Raw genomic sequence first — 20379 nt, 5'->3', positions numbered from 1 at the left:
GCTTCCATATGAATTTCTAATTTTAGAAGTGTCAACTTATTCAGTACACTACAGGAACTGACATGAACTAAACTATTCCGTAATACTTTCCGTGCGATTTTCCTGAATAATCACCTATTTTCATTACTTTTGTAAAATTCACCCCATAAACTACTACTATTATGAAGAACTCAACTTTTCTTTTATTATATATCATCCTCTCTTACTGCACAGTGGCATCAGCCCAACAGGAGAAAATATTTCATAGTTATGATTCTTCCGCAAAAACACAATCAGAAGGCGGCTGGTTATGGAAAATATCAGGCAACGAACTCACTCACCCTATTTATCTGTTCGGAACATATCATGGCTCATCCCACATTCTTTATGGATATGTCGATAGCATTCCGGGATTCCGTCAAGCCTTCGACGCTTGCAGCCAGTATATAGGAGAAGTAGCCTATAGCAACGATTCCACCTCTTTCTTTTCCAACGCCAAGTTGCCCGCAGGCACAACTTACCATGATTTGCTAAATGAAGAAGATTATCAGCTCGTAGACTCAACGTTGCGCCATAAAATGGATGTACCGCTACATCGGATGTACCTAAAGCCGGGGCATCTGTCTATGCTTTTAGGACAAATAGACCAAATAATGAAGTTAAAGAAAGCAGGATATTCGGAATCACAGATGGACAGCATCCACTCTCAGGTAATGGATGTCATATTAGAAAAGGAAGCCAAAGAAAAAGGATATACGATCAACGGGCTGGAAACTATCTCAGAACAATTGGACATGATATTGCCCGGAGATTTAAAAGAAAATGCAACCGCATTGGTAGAATACTGCCGGAAAGAAAAAGAGAAAGACAAGGAATATACACAATTTCAAACCTTAACCGATGCCCTTGCAGAAGTATACCGTTCACAAAGCATGAAGCGCCTAATCGAATATGAAGTTCAAATGGATGCTTTCTACCTTAACGCTTCTCCCTACTTACAGGAGATAGCCACACATCAACGACAAGTATTACTGAGAGCCCGGAACATGAACTGGATAAGCAAACTCACCAGGCTCATAAAAGATAAACCCACCTTCATTGCCGTCGGCGTGCGGCATCTGCCGGGAGAGAACGGACTAATCTCCCTCCTGCAAAAGGAAGGATACAAAGTGGAGCCTGTTGAAGTAAAGCAATAATCTTTCAAAAGGGAATTCCCAATCAGCGATTCAGCCACAGCTCCGGATTCAGTTTCTCCTTCTCCTTCCTCAACTGGAAGTGCAGCACCGTGCGTCCATTGTCCGCCCCATCCGAGAATATCTGGCCGAGGGACTGCCGGGTAGTCACCGTGTCACCCGTCTTGACGGATGCAGAAGCCAGGTTACAGTAAACAGAAATGTAGTTGCCATGACGGATAAGAATATTGAAAAGGCCATTCAACTGGAAGACGGCAGCCACCTTTCCATCGAATATGGCACGCGCCTGCGCACCAGGCTTACCTTGGATGTCGATACCCTTATTATCCAGTTTCACGTTGCGGAGTCCTTCGACAGAGTACTGTCCGTAACGGCTCGTAATGATATACGGACCAGTGATAGGCATCGGCAATTTACCACGATTGCTGACAAAGCTACCGGATAGTTCCCGGTCTGCCTTATCCATAGTATATGCCTCAAGAGGAGTCGCCTTTTTGGTAGCAGTTCCAGAGGATGCAGTAGCCGGAACATTCTTAGTTTCTTTTGAAGTAGCTTTCTTGCGGGCAGCAGCTTCTTTGCGGGCTTCTTCTGCTGCACGTTTGCGGGCTTTTTCTATTTCCTCGGCTATCAGGCGGTCGATACGGGCGTTCAGTTGGTTGGCTTCCTTACGTTTTTTGTTCAGTTCATTCTGCAAACCGCGCTGCTTCTTCTGCAAGTTGGCAACCAATGTCTTCTTTTCCTTTTCCTGGGCTTCCAACTTCTCCTTTTCAACTTCACGCTCTTTCAGCAAACCGGCTTTTGCCTTCTTTACCTGCTGGAGTTCCGTTTTCTTTTGATTGACTTGTTCCTGCTTTTTCAGAATATCTTCTCCCTGAAGACGTTGATAATCGGCATACTCACGCACATACCGCAGACGGCGATAAGTCTGGCTGAGTGTCTTGGCCGAAAGAATAAACAGAAGTTTGTCCTGAACTGAACGATTCTTATACAGGTATTGAACGGAAGCTTCATACTTCCTTTTTTTATCTTTCAGGTCGTTTTCGAGGCGGACTAACTGGCGCTCCAGTTTGGAAAGCTCACGGTCGATGGTTTCCATGTCATTATTGATGGCAAGGATGTAGCGCTTCCGCTCTTCTATCTGTCCGGTGAGGGCGGCAAGTCCGTTCAACTGACTGCCTACGTCTTTCTTTGTAGTATTCAAAAGCGTCTCCGACTCGGCTATTTGCTTTTGCAAAGCACCCCGCTTATTCTCCAAATCCTTAATCATCTTGTTGGATTGGGCACAAAGCGGCATAGCCAGACAGAAACAACCTATGAAGATACAAAGAAACTGTTTCATAACTTCGCCAGCATCTCTAAAAGTTCAGTCCATTCTACCTTTGCATAGCGGGAAGACACTTGGGTGGGCGTCAGGGAAAGTTCTTTGTTCGAGAAATCCGAAAGAACGATTTTCCCTTTCTCCAATGAAGGGATACCCAGTTCTTTACCCGTCAAAGAGGTTTTGCCTCCGGGCTTGGAAGCATCAAAAAGCATCTTCTCCAAATGGGCGAAGTCGGCCTTCTTAGGCAGGATGTCTTTCAGTTCCTTGCGTGAAGCCTGTACGTAACGCTTTCCCATACGGTCTATCACGAGTACATCATCAGGGGTAATTTCCAAACGGGCTATTTCGCTACGGATAATGGGCATAAGGAAAGAAAGCTGCATCCGTTCACCGCTGACGAGCTTCATGGTGCCGTTCACCGTAATTGAGCCATCCTTATTGGGAATAGTCAACTGCACTTTGGACGATAAATAACGGGATTCTCCCAGTGATGAGGTTGCCTTCCGGGAGGTTTTACAACCGGAAAGTCCTACCACCAAGCTCAGGAGAAGCAGGAGAGGCAGGATACGTCCCACAGTTTTGTAATTACAGTATAACGCTTTCATTCTGGTATATATTTCTTTTTCTCAATCTTCTTCTTCAACATCTTGGACTCGCTACCCATTTCCAGAGCTTGCTTCCAATATTTCAATGCACCATCCACATCGCCGGTCATGTAGTAGATGTCACCGCAATGCTCTACAATGGTATCACTCTCATTCCCCTTATTCTTCATGGCATCGTCTATATAGAGGCGAGCCTCGGCATAATTGCCTTTCTCAAACAATATCCAGGCATAGGTATCCAGATAAGTGGAATTGTTCGGCTCAGCTTTCACCGTCTTATAACTCATTTCCTCCGCTTTGTCCAAGTCGCGACGTTCTAAAGAGAGATAGTAAGCATAATTGTTCATAGCTCCGATGTTTGCAGAGTTGTAAACCAATGCGGAGTCATAGGCAGCATAAGCTTCAGCATTCATCTTTTTCGTATGATAAATATCGCCCATAATGGCATAGAAATCCGAAACAACTTCTTTCTTGCTGTTTTCTGTAATATTCTCCAGTGCTTTCTTGCAAATGGCAAGTGCATCATCTGTCCGTTCTGCCTGATTATAAGCTATGGCAAGGTAGAAATAAAATTCCAGCATTTCGGGATTGGACTCTACACCGGCTTCGCACAAGCGGATAACTTCTTTATAGTCTTCTTTGCTGACAGCTTCGCCAAGGAGCATCATGCGGGCAGCGGTATTGGTAGGGTCGATATCCAAAACCTGCTCCAGCACCGGAAGCGTTTCTTTATTCATCTTTTTAGAAAGGAGGTATTGTGCATAGAGCATTGGCATCTGCGCATCATCCTGGTCTTGTTCCAAAATACGGTCGAACAAAGTAATGACACGGGTACTGTCACGCCCCGCCCTTTCGTTCTCAACAACAAACTGGCGCATGACGTTCAACTTCGTGTCCGAAGGAACTTTCTTATTCAGCAAGAGGGTGTCCAGTTGCTGTTCATAGAGTTCTTTCTGCCCGGTCTGTTCATAATAGGAGGCCAACGAGTACATAGCCATGGCATTATCAGGCTCCGCAGTAAGTACTTTCTTATATAGATTATAGGCCTCTTCCTTTTTGCCGTTCTGCATATAGACATCACCCAGCACCACCTGATAACGCACATCCAACGGATACTCCTCCACCAGACTTTCTATCTCGCGGAAAGCGCTCTGATTGTCTTTCATCTGCAAGTAGATGCGGAATTTCTCCATGCTGAGCTGCTCGTTCTTTCCCATCTTTTCTTCCAGACGGTTCAGGGTAGAAATCACCTTTGCATAATCTTCCAGACTGTTGTAAATCTCCAGTAAGCTGTACAGTGGGTCCATCTTATCCGAGAAACGGGTTGCCATACTTTCCAGCAAATCGGTAGCTTTCTGCATTTCATTCTGTTGCTGATAAAGAGTTGCCAAGCCTTGGCTATACCAGTAATTATCAGGGTCATTCTCCACAGCCTTTTCCAAAGCTGCCTGTCCTTGAGGAACCTGTTTGAGGAACATGTAATATTGCGAGATTTCATACAGAGCCGACGAAGCGTTCGGATTAATAGTCAGACAATGCTTCAGCAAGTCGAAAGCTGCACCATAGTCCTTCTGCATCTTCAAGCGGGAAGCTTCCAGGAAGAAGTAATCGTATTTACGCTGCTCTTCGGGCGTAAGCACAACCTGCGCCTTGGCTCCTTTTCGCTGTTTCTTCCCTCCCTGGCGAGAAGTACCACACGATATGAGCACCGCGCACAATACGAAAAGCGATAATATCTTAAAATTCATTTTCATTCAATTAGTAGAACTCAGCCCTTTAATTTTTAATTATTTCTTCCCTGTGTGCCCGAAGCCGCCGGCGCCACGCACTGTTTCATCCAACACCTCCACTTCCTGCCACGCAGCCTGTTCGTGGCGTGCTATCACCATCTGTGCAATGCGCTCCCCATCTTCTATCACGAAAGTTTCCGACGAAAGATTTACAAGAATGATACAAACTTCACCACGGTAATCGGCATCGATGGTTCCCGGAGAGTTCAGCACTGTGACTCCTTTCTTGATAGCCAGACCACTACGCGGACGAACTTGCGCCTCGAAACCCGGAGGCAGGGCAATAAATAGTCCCGTAGGTACCAGGCAACGCTGCATCGGAGCTAACGAAATAGGTTCTGAAAGATTAGCGCGGATGTCCATTCCTGCAGACAGTTCAGTGGCATAAGCCGGAAGCGGATGTTTCGATTTATTAATGATTTGTACGTTCATATTCAAGTCGTTTACTATATTAACGGGCGAAAATACGGAATTTGAAGCAAAATAATGATACATTTGCAGTTAAATAATAACAAAGCAACCATGATGAACTGGAATACCCTCATATCTGCCAAACGTTTCGGACTGGAAGAGTTTCACCAAGAACGCCACGAAAACCGCTCCGAATTTCAACGGGACTATGACCGTCTTGTTTTTTCAGCCCCTTTCCGCCGTTTGCAGAACAAAACACAAGTTTTCCCCCTGCCGGGTAGTATTTTTGTACACAACCGCCTGACACATAGTCTGGAAGTTTCCTGCGTAGGACGCTCTTTAGGAAATGATGTAGCTAAAGCCATACTTGCCCGCCAACCCGAATTACAAAACTCATATTTGCCGGAAATAGGTTCCATCGTATCGGCAGCCTGCCTGGCACATGATTTGGGTAATCCGCCTTTCGGACACTCCGGTGAGCGTGCCATCTCCACCTTTTTCTCCGAAGGTAAGGGCATGACACTGAAAGACCAGTTGCCCGCTGTGCAATGGGAGGACCTGACGCACTTTGAAGGAAATGCCAATGCATTCCGATTACTCACCCATCAGTTTGAAGGAAGACGCAAAGGAGGCTTCGTTCTGACTTACTCCACTCTTGCCAGCATCGTAAAATACCCCTTTTCATCGAGTTTAGCAGGTAAAAAGTCAAAGTTTGGTTTCTTCACGACAGAAGAAGAAAGTTTCCGCCGGATAGCGGAGGAACTGGGTATGAAGAGACTGAATGATAATCCTTTGAAATATGCCCGCCACCCGCTCGTCTATTTAGTAGAAGCGGCGGATGACATCTGCTATCAGATGATGGATATTGAAGATGCCCATAAACTAAAGATACTCACCACCAGGGAGACACAGGATTTACTTCTCTCCTATTTTTCTGAAGAACGCAAAGCACACATGCTTAAGACGTTGGATTTTGTAAGTGATGTCAATGAGCAGATTGCCTATCTGCGCTCCTGTGTCATCGGCCTGTTGATTCAGGAATGTACCCAAGCCTTCCTGAACAATGAAGGACAGATATTGGAAGGAGAATTCGAAGGAAGCCTTATCAAGCACATCTCCGAACTACCCGCCAACGCTTATAGACATTGCGCAGTCATCTCCCTTGAGAAGATTTACCGTTCACGGGATGTGTTGGACATTGAACTTGCCGGTTTCCGCATCATCAGCACTTTGCTCGATCTGATGATTGATGCCGTCCGTTCACCGGAAAAGACTTACTCGCAGCTACTCATCAACCGAGTATCCAATCAATATAACATAAAAGCGCCCGTACTCTATGAAAGAATACAGGCGGTATTGGATTATATTTCCGGCATGACGGATGTCTTTGCACTGGATCTTTACAGGAAGATTAACGGAAATAGTCTTCCGGCAGTATAGGATGGACATCCAATAATGTCTTTTTTGTATCCAAAAATATCTAATATAGCCATTTAGATCCTTTGGGTTACAGACATCATTACCAATATGTTGAAAAATACTTTATATTTGCCGGAGTTTTCACTTTGTTAAATATAACGCAATCATGAATATTATGAAAAGATTCTATTTGTTTTTTGTAAGTGTACTTCTTTTCTCGCCTATGGTGTTTGCCACGGAAATAGATTATACACAAGGGCTTTCCATCTGGTTTGACACCCCTAACGGGCTTGACGGACAAACCATATGGTCACATGGCTATGGCGATAAGGGAGTCAATAAGGATAGAGCTTGGGAAAGCCGTTCACTACCTATCGGAAACGGCAGTCTGGGCGCCAATATCCTGGGATCTGTTGCCGCTGAAAGGATCACACTCAATGAAAAAACACTCTGGAGAGGCGGACCAAACACATCCGGCGGGGCTGACTATTACTGGAATGTAAACAAGCAATCTGCCCACCTCCTGAAAGATATCCGACAAGCTTTTAGTGATGGAAACGGGGAAAAGGCGGCAGAATTGACCCGCAAAAACTTTAACGGGCTGGCAGCATACGAAGAAAAAGATGAGAACCCGTTCCGCTTCGGTTCATTTACCACAATGGGCGAACTATATATAGAAACCGGATTGAGCGAGGTGCGGATGAAAAACTATCGCCGCATATTATCGCTGGATTCGGCAATGGCAGTAGTACAATTTGATAAGGAAGGTGTGCAATATCGCCGTAAATACTTTGTTTCCTATCCGGACAGCGTAATGGTCATGGAGTTCTCAGCCACCAAAGCCGGACAGCAAAATCTGGAATTAAGTTACAGCCCGAATCCGGAGGCTCAAAGCAGTATGCAGAATGACGGCACTGACGGGCTGCTATATACCGGAACACTGAACAATAACGGAATGAAGTTCGCTTTCCGGATTAAAGCGATTGCAGAAGGCGGAACCATAACAGCACAAAACGACCGTCTGATTGTGAAAGGCGCCGACAGGGTTATATTTCTGCTCACTGCAGATACCGACTATAAGATGAACTTTGCCCCCGACTTTAAAGACCCTGAAACTTATGTAGGAAACGATCCGGTACAAACCACGCAGTACATGATGGAGCAAGCTGCGCAAAAGGGATACAACGCTTTGTGCAACAATCATAAGGCAGACTACACCACATTATTCAACCGGGTGAAACTAACCCTGAATCCAAACAACGAGAGTCCAAACCTACCCACTTATCAGCGCCTGGCAAATTACAGGAAAGAGCAACCGGACTATCGGCTGGAAGAATTATACTACCAGTTCGGACGCTATTTACTGATAGCCAGTTCACGACCGGGCAACTTACCGGCCAACCTGCAAGGGGTATGGCACAATAATGTAGATGGCCCGGGGCGGGTAGACTACCACAACAACATCAACATACAGATGAATTACTGGCCTGCATGTCCCACAAACCTGGGGGAATGTACCTGGCCGTTGATTGACTTTATCCGTGGCTTAGTGAAACCGGGTGAAAAGACCGCACAGGCTTACTTCGGCGCACGCGGATGGACAGCTTCTATTTCTGCCAATATCTTCGGATTCACCGCACCATTATCCAGTGAGGTGATGGCATGGAACTTCAATCCAATGGCCGGTCCCTGGTTGGCAACGCACATCTGGGAATATTACGATTACACACGGGACCGGAAATTCCTGAAAGAAATCGGATACGACCTGATTAAGAGTAGCGCACAGTTTACCGTAGACTACTTATGGCACAAACCGGACGACACTTATACAGCCGCTCCCTCCACTTCCCCCGAACATGGCCCGATTGATGAAGGCGCCACATTCGTCCATGCCGTAGTAAGGGAAATTCTTCTGGATGCTATCGAAGCAAGCAAAACCCTGGGCGTGGACAATAAGGAGCGCAAACAGTGGCAAAAAGTTCTGGATAAACTTGCCCCATATCAGATAGGTCGCTACGGACAGCTAATGGAATGGTCCAAAGACATAGATGATCCGAACGACAATCATCGTCACGTAAACCATTTGTTCGGACTACACCCGGGACACACTCTGTCTCCCATAACCACTCCTGTATTAGCTGAAGCGGCTAAAGTTGTTTTGGTACACCGCGGAGACGGCGCTACTGGCTGGAGCATGGGATGGAAACTAAACCAATGGGCAAGACTTCAGGATGGAAATCATGCTTATAAATTATTCGGCAATCTATTAAAAAATGGTACATTGGACAATCTGTGGGATACACATGCACCTTTCCAGATTGACGGCAACTTCGGAGGTACAGCAGGCATCACAGAGATGTTATTACAAAGTCACATGGGCTTTATCCAATTATTACCCGCCCTGCCGGATGCCTGGAAAGAAGGTTCAATCAACGGAATATGTGCAAAGGGCAACTTTGAGGTTTCCATCTCCTGGAAAAACAATCAGTTAGTTGAAGCGGTACTCTTATCGAAAGCCGGAGTGCCCTGCAATCTCAGATATGGTGACAAGGAAATCTCATTTAAAACAGTGAAAGGAAAAACCTATAAAGTAAGAATCGACGGAGACAAGCTAAAACAAACGCAAAGCTTATAAATGGTATAGGGCTCTATATAAGTAATGCCATTGAAAACACTGGTTTTCAATGGCATTACCTATTATAATAATTCCGGTTTATCTGCTCGGAAAGAATACTTTATTCGCACCAGAGGTCAGTTTGCAGGCCTCCGGTTCATTCTCTATAAACGACTGGATGTGACGGATACGCTTTTCCGCCAGAATTTCGTCTACGGCAATCAGGATACCGGTTTCTTCTACATCCCCAAAACCATAGTTAATGGCGGTGCCGAACATACGCATTGTAGGGCTCAGACTCATATAAGCATTTACCAACGGAGGAATGTTATAACCTAACTTGCGTATCTCACAATTCAGTATCTTATAGTCTTCCTTAAAGGTATCCTTACAGAACAAAGCTGCCAAATCTTCCTCATTAGCTTCCATTTCCAGCGGTTTCATCGGAGTAATCAGGCAATCCTTATCCTCAAAGTGCTTCTTCAGGAAATAAAGAATCATGTCCCGTCCCTGACGATGATAGCTCGGATACATAGTCACCTTGCCGAAATAGTACTTCACATTGGGCATCACTACCGTCAACGCACCTAAACCATCCCACAGATTATCTAATGCAAACAGCCCTTTACTCCCGGCACGGGAAGACTGATACTCTACCGTAACAAACGAACGTCCTAACTCAATAGTGGTAGGAAGGTATTCTTTCAGGAACTTTTCAGAGAAGTTGAACATGTGGGCTGTAGCCAGTATAGGGGCACCATGTTCGTCATACTGAACATCTGTACCAAGGATATAGCGGTAACCACCTAATATTTCTTCCGCTTCCGGATTCCAGACGATCAGTTGTTTATAAGGATTCTCCATAATATCATATTCATCGATATCCAGTGGTTTCCCTGTACCTCCGCCTGCCGCACGGAAAGCAACTTCACGCAAGCGCCCGATTTCTTTCATGGTATTCGGAGAATCCTGAGCTGTAATGATATAAATCTGGTTATGACTCTTATTCGTCATACGCAGACGTTTTTCCTCAGTCAGTTCCGCCTTCAGAAGTTCCTTGCTTATAGGTTCAATAATCTCTTCCATATTTTTATGTTAGTAGTTCTTTAATTCACTTTATTACCTTGTCACTTAACCGCACTTACAACTTATAAACGATGTCTTTCACATAAGCCGCCCATTCGGCAGCAGTCTTCGATTTATCGAAAGTTTGCCAAGGTATGGGTTTCCCTATGGTGACAGTAAACGTTTTATGGCGGTTCTTCAACATCTCATCCGCAAGATAGAGCATGGCTATGTTAAACTTGATACCCAAGAATTTGCAGACGTTAGCCAAATTATAAAAAAAGTTGGAATTCCGACCTTCGAAATGGATAGGCACTACATCGCGCTGGGCCTGCACGCTCTTTACAATGAAAGTCTTTTTCCAGTCCAGGTCGCGGATCACTCCATTCTGGCGACGGGAGCATAATCCGGCAGGAAACATAATCAACTGGTCGTTCGACGCGAAACCGGCTTCCACCATTCTCGGAAAGTCTTTTGCCTGTTTACCTGTCTTATTAATAGGTATGCAAAGCGGAGCCAGTCCTTGCAGATTCATCAGCAGGTCATTGACCATGTACTTCACTTTGCCTTCATAAAAAGACCCCAGCACATAGCCCAGAGCTACACCGTCCTGGCCTCCCAACGGATGATTGGAGACAAAGGTGTATAGCCCTTCCCTTGGCAGATTTTCTTCTCCCTTTATCACAATCTTGGCATCAAGAAATTCCAGACAAGCTTTCAAAAAATCCACGCCCATCTTATCTCTCGACTCGTACAGGAAAACATTCAGTTCTTCCTGATGGACGATTCTTTTCAGATAAGAAACGACAAATTTGGGGATATACTTATAGTACTTCGGAGCCTTTTCCCGGAGTACTTTATCAATATCAATCAAAAATAAAGAGTCGTCAGCCATTCTTTTTAAGATGAAATGATTGCGCAAAATTAACTCATCTTTTTAATTATACGCAATAAAATTGTCTAAAACTGCACCCAAAAACAAACAAAAGGCACCCAAAAACTATCAATTGATAGTTTTTGCCCTAAAGATTGCCTGAAATACGTCCGTCGGAGTGAGCTAACTTTCGTAAAATTGCAACATCAAAAGTAAAACGAATGAATAACTATAATAAAAAGGAGAGAACGATATGAACAGTATTACATTTCAAAAAGATTTGCTCGGAGTACAAAACGACTTATTACGCTTTGCATACAAACTGACCTCCGACCGTGAAGAAGCAAACGACTTGCTTCAGGAAACCTCTTTAAAGGCGTTAGATAACGAAGATAAATATGCACCCGATACTAACTTCAAAGGATGGATGTATACTATCATGCGCAATATATTCATCAACAACTACCGTAAAGTAGTTCGCGATCAGACCTTTATTGACAAGACGGATAATCTCTATCACCTTAACCTCCCGCAGGACTCAGGCTTCGAAAGCACAGAAAGCGCTTACGACCTGAAAGAGATGCACCGTGTGGTAAATGCCTTGCCGCGTGAATATAAGATTCCATTCTCCATGCACGTTTCCGGTTTCAAGTACCGCGAAATTGCAGAGAAGCTGGGATTACCACTGGGAACAGTAAAGAGCCGCATCTTCTTCACACGCCAGAAACTGCAGCAAGAACTGAAAGATTTTAGATAACCTATTCCTTAACTATATAAAATAATGTCTTTTAAGTAAGACTCAAAAAAGACCAGTAATTGAAATGGGGCGGGGAGCTTGAAGAAAGTTTTCCGCCTCATCTTTTTATGAGTAAACAGGGTTCAGCCACCACCCGAAAACTATCAAAACACCACCCGAAAACTATCAATTGATAGTTTTCCCCCTAAAGATTACCTGAAATCCGTCTGCCAAAGTGCTACAACTTTCGTAAAATTGCAAAGCCAAAACAATACGAACGAATAATTTAGAAAAGGAGATTGATTATGAACAATAACAGTATTACATTCCAGAAAGACTTGCTTGGAGTACAAGACGATTTATTACGCTTTGCATACAAACTGACCTCCGACCGTGAAGAAGCCAATGACCTGCTCCAGGAAACCTCGTTAAAGATATTAGATAACGAAGATAAATATGCCCCCGACACTAACTTCAAAGGATGGACATACACCATCATGCGCAATATCTTTATTAATAATTACCGCAAGGTGATACGTGACCAAACTTTTGTAGACCAGACGGATAACCTCTATCATCTGAATCTGCCGCAGGAATCCGGCTTCGAATGCACGGAAAGCGCTTACGATCTGAAAGAGATGCACCGCATAGTGAACGCACTTCCTCGCGAATATAAAATTCCGTTCTCCATGCACGTTTCCGGTTTCAAATACCGCGAAATCGCCGAGAAGTTAGGATTGCCACTGGGTACAGTGAAAAGCCGCATCTTCTTCACCCGTCAGAAGCTACAACAAGAGTTGAAGGATTTTGTTTAAACAAATAAGAAATAATCTACGTTTTTTGTAGATTTAGCTTAGATTTTAATTGTGTCAGAAAGGAAATGGGCAGACTGGAGTAAGTTCCAATCTGCCCAAATCTGTTTTTATGAAGCGGACTTTGGTAAATCAATAGTATTTTGCTGCCGGAGCTTTCGCGCCTTTATACCCGTCATTTACGTAAACGCGTATCCAATCTATATTCATGGCAGGCATCGCGTCTTTCTTCCATTCAGAAGGTATGATAGCGCCGGGCCAGGCATTAGGATTGGTAGAGATGCCTGTACTGAAGATAAGGAAGAAGCCCAGCGGATCGCTCCAAGGCCAGTCCGTATTATCATCGGCACCTTTGCGATGTTCAAAGTAAGCTTGTCCGTTGACACCACCCACGATACGGTCGGGATACCATTCCAACCAGTAGATATTCCACTGGGACATATCGGCAAGATCGATTGTGGAAGTAACACTGCCCGAGCCGCCTATCACACCGGCATAATGATTCTCGGAATGCAGCGTGAAATGGGCACGGTCGTTCAGCGTCTTCTTCGGGTTCTCCAAAAGATCGATCTCACCATTCTTCGGCCAGGGACGGTTATTGTTGCCCATAAACCAAAGGGCATCATTAAAGCCTACATAGGGAGTACGTTTGAAGCGGATTTCAATGCGCATATTCTCGGTAAAATTGCACCAGAACTCCTTACTTCCCGGTAAAGAAGTACGGTAACAACCGTGAGAGTACTTCACTTTCTTACCGAAACGGTTGTCTATCGAGTCTTTCTCTTCCACACTCCAGATGCGCAAAACTCCCTCATCTACCTTTGAGCATTTCCGGTTATCAACCTTTGCCGTACGGGACATGTGCATGCCTCGATGTTCTATGAAACCAAGCGGCAAGCCTTTTTTGGTATGTTTATTATTAAACTCATGGGCTGTATAGAAATGCCAGTTCTTGATTTTGGGGTGCATGTCCCCTTCCTTCAAAAGCAACGCATCCCCCGGATTATCATAAACCAGCGTTTCATCATCTTTGGGCAATTTCCGCTCCACTTGTCCGCCGTCGGGATAAGAAACAAACTTGCCGGTTCTTTTCAGGACAGGCATGGTGGCATGCTGCTCTCTTAAATAATCGCTCAATGCCTTTGCCAGTTCTTTCGTTTTATCTGGATAACGGGCAGATAAATCCTGCTTTTCAGAAATGTCATCCGCCAAGTTATAGAGACAGTTCTTCCCGGACTCATAATAATGAATCAGTTTCCAGTCTCCTTTCAGTATGGCACTTTGCGGGGCACCGATGGTCTCTACTCTCTCGCCCCAGTTATTCGGATAATGAAAAAACAAGGCGCGCTCCTTATCACCGGGCTGTCCTTTTATTTGTGCCATGAAACTCTGCCCGTCAATATGCTGCGGCGTTTGATAATCGCGCACTCCGGCAAGCTCCAGCAGGGTGGGAAAGAAATCTTCGATGATAACCGGGGTGTCATTGACAGTCGATGGTTTCGCTATATTCGGATAATAGACAATCATCGGTTCGCGGATACCTCCTTCTTTCAGAGAACCTTTTCCTTCGCTCAACGGAGCGTTCTTGTCTGCACGCCCTATGGTATAACCGCCATTATCGGACATAAAAATGATTACTGTATTATCTGCAATGCCTTTCCGGTCTACATAATCCATCAAATCTCCCAGACTCTTATCCATTCCCTCCAGCAAAGCGGCGTACTGCGCTTCCTTATGAGTGAGGCCTTTATCAATATACTTCTGGTAGAAACGTTTGTCCGTCTTGAAAGGGGCATGTACGGCATAATGGCTCATGTACAGGAAAAAAGGGTTGGATTGTTCAATGGCTTTGTCCATAAGCCCTTTTGCTTCCAATGTCAGGGCTTCCGTAAGGAAAGTATCCGTTCCATGATACTTCTCCAGGTCCGGTACAGCCCATATCGCCGCCCATTCCGGTTGGCCGGTTGCACCGTATCCTTCTTCTCCCAGATAGCTGCCCATAGCACCGGCAGCGTGACCGGCAATGTTATAATCGAAGCCGATTGTCAGAGGATTGGCAGCAGGCATATCTATTGAACCAAAATGTGCTTTGCCTACCATCATCGTCGTATATCCGTTTTCACGAAGCAGTTGCGGCAGGCATTTTGCATAGAAAGAATGTTCCAGACCGGGTTCAGGGCACAGGCCATTATAGTTCCAAGCCTCGAAATCCAGCGTTTCATTCTTCCGGTCGGTCGGTGTGTCTTTCTTCAAAGTCCAGTTCGTAACCCTGTGCTGCGCGGCATTTGTGCCGGTGAACAGGCTGACACGCGAAGGGGAACTGATAGGGCATGCATAAGCGTGTGTAAACCTGACGCCTTTCTTTGCCAGACGCTCCATGTTGGACGTCTCATAAACATGATTCAGTTCGGTAGTGTCTTTCCAGAACGGCAGGGAGGTGTCCTGCCATCCCATATCATCAACCAGAAAAAGAATGATATTAGGCTTTTGTTGGGCTGCGACATTGCCGGAAAGCAATGCCGCAGCAGCTATAGAAACAAGGGGATATTTCATCATAAGCAATAATTCAAAAGTAGTTTTATAAATGATAATCCAGCACTTGCTATCTTGTCAGAATACCTACTTCACCGACGGTTACGGCGTTTTTATTATTTATCTCCGATATAGGTTCCAGCTTGAAGTAACGGGCGGGATACGTCTTTCCAAACCGTACAAAGTAAGGTACGGGATTGTGCATGATGTTGCTGAACTCACCGCTTGCCTCACATTTAGTCCACGATTGACCGTCGAGGCTGATGTAGAAAGCATATTTATAGATAGTTCCCGTTAAATCTTCTTCCAGAGAGGAAGCGTAACTGAAACCTTTCACACTCACTTCATGCCCCATATCGACTACCAACGGTGTAAGAGCAGAGGCACGCCAGACAGTTTTCCGGTCTCCGTCAATAGCCAGACGGGAATCCGCATTGCCACCGACCACCTTCCATTCAGTTACAGGGATGTCACTAAGCTGCACTTCCTCACTCTTATCAGCAAGAGGTTCGGCATAGAACAGACCTACGGCAGAAACGTTAGCTATGCCACGTGCAGAGCGAATCGTAACACGGATACGATCCGGACGAGTGTCGGAGAAGCGGACAAGACGCTTATACCCTACTGTAGTACCCTCGGCAAGATGAATCCAGGCACCATCTTTATAGGCTTCGACAAGGAAACTTTCGATACGTTGCCCCTTGGAAATATCTTCCTGAATCATTAAAGCATTCACCAGTGCATCTTTCTGCACATCATATTCGCGTGCTGTACCGGAAGTCCCATGCCAGGCTTCGTCTCCTTTCAGCACATAATTGCGGGCAAAAGTCTTCTTCAAATAACCGGAGAACTCCTTCAATCGTTGCACATCACTCTCATTAATCCGCCCACGAAGGTCAGGTGGGATATTCAGCAAAAGAACAGAATTATAACCTACGGATTGAAAATAGATATCCGCCAGATGACTCAAAGACTTCACCTGACTATCCTGGTCGGCATGATAGAACCAACCCGGACGGATAGAAACATCCACTTCCGAAGGATACCAGAAAAGTTCGGTAGCACGAGCCACGATGTCACGTCCGCCCAGATCCTTAGCCTTTCCATAAATGCCCAGTTTCTTATTCTGTTCACCGGAACGGGGATAGATACCCGGAGTCAGTGCCGTGGCGCTCCACTCAGTTTCACGACCGATACCTTTTTCATTGCCTACCCAGCGGACATCATCCCCCATAATGGCAGTGACGGCTTTGGGTTGCAAGCGGCGGATGGTTTTCAGAATGGCATCCCAGTCATAGATTTGTTTCTTTCCATTAGGGCCTTCACCGTTAGCACCATCAAACCAGACTTCGTGAACTTCACCATAATTGGTCAGTAATTCGGTGAGTTGTTCAATAAAGAACTGGTTATAGGCGGGAGAATCACCGTAACAAGAAGCATTGCGATCCCAAGGGGAAAGGTAGACGCCGAATTTGACCCCGTATTTCTTGCAAGCATCACGTAGTTCGCGAACGACATCGCCTTTTCCGTTTTTCCAAGAAGAGGAAGCTACGGAGTGGCGGGTAGTCTTTGTAGGCCAAAGGCAGAAACCATCGTGATGCTTTGCTGTGATAAGGGCCATCTTGAAACCGGCTTCTTTGAGGGTACGCACCCATTGCTCGCAATCCAGTTCAGTAGGATTGAAGATATTCGGGTCTTCTGTTCCGTCGCCCCACTCACGACCGGTGAAAGTATTCACACCGAAGTGCAGGAAAGCAGTCAGTTCCATTTGCTGCCACTCCAGTTGCTGGGGAGTGGGAACCAAACGAGAGGCCATGTCAATTTTCTCTTCGGCAGTAGCATTAGCGGGAAAAGCAACGTGCTTTTCATAATAAGTCTCCTGCGCGTGCAATCCGGTAAGGGATGCAAGGGCGAATAAAAAGGGTAGTGCAAACTGTTTCATAGTCGTTATTATTATTTTGGTATTACTTCAATGGTTGAATTGTAAACCGGAACATATATTCCTGCACAGGTACCCGATACCGGGGTAGTACACCAGGACCGCAAGTCGCTGTACCCACACCCGCCTGCGCAGCATCCAAATGTACAGTCACAACTCCTTCACGTCGCAACTGATTAATATGTGTCGCTGCATCCAAACATTCATCCGTGAAAGGAATGACACTGAACTGAAATGGAGTGTCGGAACGGAAAGCCAATCCCTCTCCTGCCTCATCAGCAAGTTGCATCCAACGGACATCCGTACGATTCCCCGTAGCTTGCGGACGGACATAATAGTGGAACATACGTTCTACATCCGTATGATAAATGCCGATACGGCCGGACTCATTACGGTCAATATACGTTTCATGTCCCCCGCGTCCCAAGTAAGTAACCTGGCTATAAGCATCAGGCATTTCAAAAGCAAGTCCCACACGTGCCAATGAAGTAACAACAGCAGTATCGGGAACGAAATGCGTCTGCACATCCAGCGCTCTATCTTTCTTCAATGTATAGATGAAGGTGGCAATGCCGAGACGCTCATTACGGGCATTCAGCAATTCCACTTCACTGCGTCCGCCACGGGCAGTAGTCTTGACCGAAAGGGCGCGTTGCGTCAGTTTATCCAGTCCGGCTTTCTTCCAGGCTTTGGCACCACCCACTTTTTCACGATTGTCATTATCGGTAGCAGGGCGGTAGAGACTCAACATCACGGGAGAAGCCAGCATTTCTTCACCTTTATATATATAGGAGCGTAACGCTCCCGTTTCCGGGTCAATATTCATCTCCACTTTACCGGAGAGTTTTGCCTCAGTAGCACGGTAGTTCCGGTTTCCGGTAAGGGGGAACTGGTCGTAGGCCACTTCATGACCGGGACCAAGAAGGGAGGAGACGAAGGCGTCGGCGGAGGAAGGAGTAGCCTCAACGGGTGTCCAACTCAGATTGAGCCAAGCTTCGCGGACATCAGAAGGCAGGCGCACGGCACCCAATGTCACTTCCACCGTAGCATGCGGGGCGGCATCTACCTGACGCGCGCCGTCGGCAATCACCCGGCCATTATCACCAACCACCTGCCAGTGCAGTGTGTAAGCGTTGAGGTTAGTGAAGTCGTACCAGTTCTTGATACTCAGGGTTAGTTTCTTACTATCTACCAGTTCCGCCTTGATATATTGATAAGCCTTCTTCACTTCAAGCAAATGCGGATGTGGTTCACGAACAGCATTCACCAAGCCGTTGCAACAGAAGTTACCGAAGCTGGGTATGTTTTTGGGCCCGTAGTCGCCGCCGTAAGTCCAGTACCAGCGACCATCGGCATCTATTTCACGGAACGACTGATCCACCCAGTCCCAGATGCAACCACCTTGAACGATAGGTTCCGTTTCGAAGACTTCCATGTATTCGCGTAAGCCGCCACAACTATTGCCCATAGCATGCAGATATTCGGTCATGATGAAGGGACGGTAAACTTTCGGCTCCGTCTGGCGGGCATAAGCAAGAAGTTCTTCCACGCTGCGGTACATGCGGCAGTAGATATCCGTATTATAGTTCTGCTCGGCACGCTCGTACTGGATGGGGCGGGTGGTTTCGATGGATTTCATATAATCATACGTCCGTTCGAAGTTGACGCCGTTGCCCGCTTCATTACCCAATGACCAAATGACGATGGCGGGATGATTCTTGCTGCGCTCGTACATGCGCTGAGTGCGATCCATGTGGGCAGGCAGCCAGGTACTATCTTTAGCCAGCGATGCAGCGCCATATCCCATACCGTGCGATTCGATGTTTGCTTCATCTATCACATAAAGTCCGTAGCGATCGCAAAGCTGATACCAATACGGATGGGTCGGATAATGCGAATTGCGCACTGTATTCAGGTTATGTTGTTTCATCAGACGGATATCTTCTTCCATCAATTCTTTACTGACTGTACGTCCCAACTGGGAATGTTCGTGACGGTTGGCACCTTTCACCAACACAGGCACACCGTTGATACAGAAGCGTCCATCCTTAATTTCAGAAGTGCGGAAACCGACGTTGCACCCTGTCAGGTGTGTCACTTGTCCGTCAGCGTTCTTCAACGCCAAGGTTAGTGAATAAAGATTAGGATGTTCCGCACTCCAACGTTTCACATTCGGCAGAGTCTGTTCGTCAAAAGTAATAAAATTACTCAAGCCACGGCTCTTTACAGGCATTTCTTTTTTCAATATTATTTTTCCGGAAGGGTCTTCCAGCGTATATTCCAAAGCAGACACACCGTCCGACGCCCCTTCAACAGTAGCTTCGAGAACTAAAAGCCCTTCTTTGTACGTCTGTTTATTCAAGGAAGAAGTCACTTTATAATCGGAAATAAACTGGCGGGGAGTGCTGTAAAGATAGACATCGCGCTCAATACCACTCAGACGCCACATATCCTGACACTCCAGATAGGAACCGGCACTCCAGCGATAGACTTCGAGCGCTACGGTGTTCTCACCTTCTTTGACATAGTCGGTGATGTCCCATTCGGCAGGAGTCTTTGAGCCTTGATTGTAGCCCAATTGATGACCGTTCACCCAAATATAATAGAAAGAAATCACACCTTCGCAGCAGATTACAATGCGACGGTCTTTCCAGTTCTCAGGTATGATAAAGGTACGGCGATAGGAGCCTACTTCATTCTCTTCGTAAGGCACCAGTGGCGGATTCTTCTTGAAGTTGAACAGGGGATCGTCGAATTCGTAGGTTTCGTTCACGTAGATAGCCGTGCCGTATCCTTGGCGTTCCCAGTTGCCAGGGACGTTGATGTCCGCCCACCCGCCGGTGTAGAAAGAAGGTTTATAGAAATCCTTCGGTCGGAGGTCGGGGTTCTTCACCCAATGGAATTTCCATGTACCGTTCAGGCTCATGTAGTAAGGTGACTGTTCGTAGTTGCCGCTGTGCAGGGCATCTGCCGTTTCATAGGGCCACACATAGGCGTGTGGTGCCAATTTATTCTTTCCGACGGCATACTGGCTCTGCCACTCCGGCTGCGCCATCATGGCAACAGAAACGGAACATATGGCTATCAAA

Annotated in this window: 14 protein-coding genes; 5 read left to right on the top strand and 9 right to left on the bottom strand. The window is 46.0% G+C overall.

From position 1 onward, the window contains the following. The first annotated feature begins 161 nt into the window (after window positions 1-161). Entirely contained in the window at window positions 162-1175 is a 1014-nt protein-coding gene (locus QZ135_RS12365; protein ID WP_294609434.1) for a TraB/GumN family protein, read from the top strand. Between the two features lie 22 nt (window positions 1176-1197). Here QZ135_RS12365 and QZ135_RS12360 read toward each other — a convergent pair whose 3' ends face one another. Genes QZ135_RS12360 through dut form a run of 4 tightly spaced genes read right to left on the bottom strand, consistent with a single transcriptional unit; the run spans window position 1198 to window position 5320 of the window. Further along, a complete protein-coding gene (locus QZ135_RS12360; RefSeq protein WP_294609431.1) occupies window positions 1198-2511 on the bottom strand; it encodes a peptidoglycan DD-metalloendopeptidase family protein in 1314 nt (437 codons plus the stop codon). Further along, window positions 2508-3098 (bottom strand): DUF4292 domain-containing protein, encoded by a 591-nt coding sequence (locus QZ135_RS12355; protein WP_294609429.1) that lies wholly within the window; start codon window positions 3096-3098, stop codon window positions 2508-2510. Before QZ135_RS12355 ends, QZ135_RS12360 begins: the two co-directional genes overlap by 4 nt. Next, the gene (locus tag QZ135_RS12350) at window positions 3095-4852 is read right to left on the bottom strand and encodes a tetratricopeptide repeat protein (RefSeq protein ID WP_294609426.1); all 1758 of its coding nucleotides are present in this window, start codon (window positions 4850-4852) and stop codon (window positions 3095-3097) included. The genes QZ135_RS12355 and QZ135_RS12350 overlap by 4 nt, the downstream gene beginning before the upstream one ends. 33 nt (window positions 4853-4885) lie before the next feature. Next, window positions 4886-5320 carry a dUTP diphosphatase gene (gene dut / locus QZ135_RS12345; RefSeq protein WP_294609423.1) on the bottom strand — a complete coding sequence of 145 codons (435 nt, stop codon included), beginning with the start codon at window positions 5318-5320 and terminating at the stop codon, window positions 4886-4888. A 90-nt stretch (window positions 5321-5410) separates the two neighbouring features. Between dut and QZ135_RS12340 the strand changes: the two genes are divergently transcribed. Beyond that, window positions 5411-6739 carry a deoxyguanosinetriphosphate triphosphohydrolase gene (locus QZ135_RS12340; RefSeq protein ID WP_294609420.1) on the top strand — a complete coding sequence of 443 codons (1329 nt, stop codon included), beginning with the start codon at window positions 5411-5413 and terminating at the stop codon, window positions 6737-6739. 154 nt (window positions 6740-6893) lie between these two features. Further along, window positions 6894-9353 (top strand): glycoside hydrolase N-terminal domain-containing protein, encoded by a 2460-nt coding sequence (locus QZ135_RS12335; RefSeq protein ID WP_294609417.1) that lies wholly within the window; start codon window positions 6894-6896, stop codon window positions 9351-9353. Between the two features lie 78 nt (window positions 9354-9431). Here QZ135_RS12335 and QZ135_RS12330 read toward each other — a convergent pair whose 3' ends face one another. Together QZ135_RS12330 and QZ135_RS12325 are read right to left on the bottom strand one after the other, a co-directional pair. Continuing rightward, the gene (locus QZ135_RS12330) at window positions 9432-10418 is read right to left on the bottom strand and encodes a GNAT family N-acetyltransferase (protein WP_294609414.1); all 987 of its coding nucleotides are present in this window, start codon (window positions 10416-10418) and stop codon (window positions 9432-9434) included. Window positions 10419-10473: 55 nt separating this feature from the next. After that, a complete protein-coding gene (locus QZ135_RS12325) occupies window positions 10474-11292 on the bottom strand; it encodes a 1-acyl-sn-glycerol-3-phosphate acyltransferase (RefSeq protein WP_294609411.1) in 819 nt (272 codons plus the stop codon). A gap of 232 nt (window positions 11293-11524) precedes the next feature. On the opposite strand from QZ135_RS12325, the gene QZ135_RS12320 reads away from it, so the two are divergent. Next, the gene (locus QZ135_RS12320) at window positions 11525-12028 is read left to right on the top strand and encodes an RNA polymerase sigma factor (protein WP_117723431.1); all 504 of its coding nucleotides are present in this window, start codon (window positions 11525-11527) and stop codon (window positions 12026-12028) included. 284 nt (window positions 12029-12312) lie between these two features. Continuing rightward, window positions 12313-12822, top strand: coding sequence for an RNA polymerase sigma factor (locus tag QZ135_RS12315; RefSeq protein WP_009129616.1), 510 nt, complete (start codon window positions 12313-12315; stop codon window positions 12820-12822). A 129-nt stretch (window positions 12823-12951) separates the two neighbouring features. Here QZ135_RS12315 and QZ135_RS12310 read toward each other — a convergent pair whose 3' ends face one another. From QZ135_RS12310 to QZ135_RS12300, 3 genes are read right to left on the bottom strand one after another with little or no spacing between them, the layout of a single operon-like run. Continuing rightward, on the bottom strand, window positions 12952-15372 hold the full coding sequence (locus QZ135_RS12310) for a sulfatase-like hydrolase/transferase (RefSeq protein WP_294609445.1): 2421 nt from the start codon (window positions 15370-15372) through the stop codon (window positions 12952-12954). A gap of 49 nt (window positions 15373-15421) precedes the next feature. After that, window positions 15422-17293 (bottom strand): alpha-L-fucosidase, encoded by a 1872-nt coding sequence (locus QZ135_RS12305; protein ID WP_294609404.1) that lies wholly within the window; start codon window positions 17291-17293, stop codon window positions 15422-15424. 22 nt (window positions 17294-17315) lie between these two features. Next, window positions 17316-20345, bottom strand: a complete 3030-nt coding sequence (locus QZ135_RS12300; RefSeq protein ID WP_294609441.1) for a glycoside hydrolase family 2 TIM barrel-domain containing protein — start codon at window positions 20343-20345, stop codon at window positions 17316-17318. Window positions 20346-20379: the final 34 nt, after the last annotated feature.

The organism is uncultured Bacteroides sp. (assembly GCF_905207245.1).
Taxonomy (GTDB): Bacteria; Bacteroidota; Bacteroidia; order Bacteroidales; family Bacteroidaceae; genus Bacteroides.
Note: the sequence above shows the minus strand (reverse complement) of the source record. Positions and strands in the feature narration are given on the sequence as shown.

Bases quoted from the DNA above. Each gene is read 5' to 3' on its own strand.
- QZ135_RS12305 (WP_294609404.1), bottom strand. From the start codon at position 17,293: ATGAAACAGTTTGCACTACCCTTTTTATTCGCCCTTGCATCCCTTACC.
- QZ135_RS12330 (WP_294609414.1), bottom strand. From the start codon at position 10,418: ATGGAAGAGATTATTGAACCTATAAGCAAGGAACTTCTGAAGGCGGAA.
- QZ135_RS12325 (WP_294609411.1), bottom strand. From the start codon at position 11,292: ATGGCTGACGACTCTTTATTTTTGATTGATATTGATAAAGTACTCCGG.
- dut (WP_294609423.1), bottom strand. From the start codon at position 5,320: ATGAACGTACAAATCATTAATAAATCGAAACATCCGCTTCCGGCTTAT.
- QZ135_RS12340 (WP_294609420.1), top strand. From the start codon at position 5,411: ATGATGAACTGGAATACCCTCATATCTGCCAAACGTTTCGGACTGGAA.
- QZ135_RS12360 (WP_294609431.1), bottom strand. From the start codon at position 2,511: ATGAAACAGTTTCTTTGTATCTTCATAGGTTGTTTCTGTCTGGCTATG.
- QZ135_RS12320 (WP_117723431.1), top strand. From the start codon at position 11,525: ATGAACAGTATTACATTTCAAAAAGATTTGCTCGGAGTACAAAACGAC.
- QZ135_RS12315 (WP_009129616.1), top strand. From the start codon at position 12,313: ATGAACAATAACAGTATTACATTCCAGAAAGACTTGCTTGGAGTACAA.
- QZ135_RS12365 (WP_294609434.1), top strand. From the start codon at position 162: ATGAAGAACTCAACTTTTCTTTTATTATATATCATCCTCTCTTACTGC.
- QZ135_RS12355 (WP_294609429.1), bottom strand. From the start codon at position 3,098: ATGAAAGCGTTATACTGTAATTACAAAACTGTGGGACGTATCCTGCCT.
- QZ135_RS12310 (WP_294609445.1), bottom strand. From the start codon at position 15,372: ATGAAATATCCCCTTGTTTCTATAGCTGCTGCGGCATTGCTTTCCGGC.
- QZ135_RS12300 (WP_294609441.1), bottom strand. From the start codon at position 20,345: ATGGCGCAGCCGGAGTGGCAGAGCCAGTATGCCGTCGGAAAGAATAAA.
- QZ135_RS12350 (WP_294609426.1), bottom strand. From the start codon at position 4,852: ATGAAAATGAATTTTAAGATATTATCGCTTTTCGTATTGTGCGCGGTG.
- QZ135_RS12335 (WP_294609417.1), top strand. From the start codon at position 6,894: ATGAAAAGATTCTATTTGTTTTTTGTAAGTGTACTTCTTTTCTCGCCT.